This window comes from Chitinophaga sp. W3I9, from assembly GCF_050434025.1.
Taxonomy (GTDB): Bacteria; Bacteroidota; Bacteroidia; order Chitinophagales; family Chitinophagaceae; genus Chitinophaga.
In genome coordinates this window covers 15,001-17,500 of the sequence record NZ_JBNPWC010000001.1, presented here as the reverse complement: position 1 = coordinate 17,500, position 2,500 = coordinate 15,001, and the positions used below count along the sequence as shown (strand labels likewise).

At 47.4% G+C, this 2,500-nt stretch carries 2 rRNA genes (both running past the window's edge); both read left to right on the top strand.

What is annotated here, in order from left to right:
- Positions 1-2,344 (top strand): 23S ribosomal RNA (locus tag QFZ51_RS00050) (it extends 544 nt beyond the left edge of the window).
- A gap of 84 nt (positions 2,345-2,428) precedes the next feature.
- A 5S ribosomal RNA gene (gene rrf / locus QFZ51_RS00045) occupies positions 2,429-2,500 on the top strand; it runs 40 nt beyond the window's last position.

Here is a 2,500-nt window from a genome sequence, read left to right as displayed (position 1 = left end):
CGCTTACAAGCGGTCGGAGCTCAGCAATGAGTGACGGCGTGCCTTTTGCATAATGAGCCTACGAGTTACTCCTCACTGGCAAGGTTAAGGTCTTCAGTACCGGAGCCGTAGCGAAAGCAAGTTCTAACAGAGCGAATCAGTCAGTGGGGGTAGACGCGAAACTTTGTGATCTATCCATGGGCAGGGTGAAGGTTAGGTAAAACTAACTGGAGGCCCGAACTCATTAGCGTTGAAAAGCTATGGGATGACCTGTGGATAGGGGTGAAAGGCCAATCAAACTGAGAGATAGCTCGTTCTCCCCGAAATGTTTTTAGGAACAGCCTTGGATATAGACGTATTATAGAGGTAGAGCTACTAATTGGGCTAGGGGGCTTCACCGCCTACCAAACCCTAATAAACTCCGAATGCTATAATATAATCTCCAGGAGTGAGGCTGTGGGCGCTAAGGTCCATGGCCGAGAGGGAAATAACCCAGACTAACAGCTAAGGTCCCTAATGATATGTTAAGTTGATCAAACGCGGTTCAAATCCTAAAACAGCCAGGATGTTGGCTTGGAAGCAGCCATTCATTTAAAGAGTGCGTAACAGCTCACTGGTCGAGGGTTTGGGCACGGAAAATAATCGGGCATCAAACATATAACCGAAGCTTTAGGCCTAGTATGAATGTACTAGACGGTAGGGGAGCATTCTAAACTGCATCGAAGGTGTGTTGTGAAACATGCTGGAGCGTTTAGAAAAGAAAATGTAGGCATAAGTAACGATAAATAAGATGAAAAATCTTATCGCCGTAAGACTAAGGGTTCCTGATCAACGCTAATCGGATCAGGGTTAGTCGGGTCCTTAGGCAAAGCCGAAAGGTGTAGCTGATGGCAAACTGGTGAATATTCCAGTACCTGCTATAAATTCGATGGAGTAACGGAGTAGTGAAAGGATCGCGCACTTACGGAATAGTGCGTTAAAGGGTGTAGGTATAGGTTTGGTAGGAAAATCCGCCAGACTTGCTGAAGCCTGATAGTACAGCAAAGCTTCGGCCGCGCTGATAGTATCCCTAATCAGACTTCCAAGAAAAACTTCTAAGGTTCGTTTATAGCAGCCCGTACCGTAAACCGACACAGGTAGTCGAGATGAGTATTCTCAGGCGCTCGAGTGATCCGTGGTAAAGGAACTAGGCAAATTGACGCTGTAACTTCGGGATAAGGCGTGCCGCAGTGATGCGGCCTCAGTAAAATGGTACAACCAACTGTTTAACAAAAACACAGGGCCCTGCAAAATCGAAAGATGACGTATAGAGCCTGATACCTGCCCGGTGCTGGAAGGTTAAGGAAGGATGTTCGGAGCAATCCAAAGCTTCTGACTGAAGCCCCAGTAAACGGCGGCCGTAACTATAACGGTCCTAAGGTAGCGAAATTCCTTGTCGGGTAAGTTCCGACCTGCACGAATGGTCTAATGAGTTGTACACTGTCTCTACCACGAGCTCGGTGAAATTGTAGTATCGGTGAAGATGCCGGTTAATCGCAACGGGACGGAAAGACCCCGTGAACCTTCACTACAACTTAACATTGATTTTGAATGCCAGATGTGTAGGATAGTTGGGAGACTATGAAGCAGCTTCGCCAGGAGTTGTGGAGTCATCGTTGAAATACCAACCTTCTGTTATTTAGAGTCTAATCCCAGTAATGGGAGACATTGTTTGGTGGGTAGTTTGACTGGGGTGGTCGCCTCCTAAAAGGTAACGGAGGCTCGCAAAGGTACCCTCAGTACGGTTGGTAATCGTACGCAGAGCGCATTAGTATAAGGGTGCTTGACTGTGAGGCAAACAAGCCGAGCAGGTGCGAAAGCAGGCTAAAGTGATCCGGTGGTTCTGTATGGAAGGGCCATCGCTCAAAGGATAAAAGGTACTCCGGGGATAACAGGCTGATCTCACCCAAGAGCTCATATCGACGGTGAGGTTTGGCACCTCGATGTCGGTTCGTCACATCCTGGGGCTGGAGAAGGTCCCAAGGGTTCGGCTGTTCGCCGATTAAAGTGGCACGTGAACTGGGTTCAGAACGTCGCAAGACAGTTCGGTCCCTATCTGTTGTGATCGTTAGTAAATTGAGAGGACATGACCTTAGTACGAGAGGACCGGGTCGTACATACCGCTGGTGTATCTGTTGTGCCGCCAGGTGCAGTGCAGAGTAGCTATGTATGGATAGGATAAACGCTGAAAGCATCTAAGCGTGAAACCTGCTTCAAGATGAGTTTACTTTTAAGGGCCGTCGGAGACTACGACGTTGATAGGTTACAGGTGTAAGGGTGGTAACATCGCAGCCGAGTAATACTAATTGCCCGTAAGCTTTAATTTTTTAAATATTACGCTAAAGAGTCTTAGAATACAACTTTCCCGATATGTTATCTTATTAGTTTGCTGTAACAGCAAAAAAGATCTTATGGTGGTTATGCCGAGGGTGTTCACCTCTTCCCATTCCGAACAGAGAAGTTAAGCCCCTCATGGCCGATG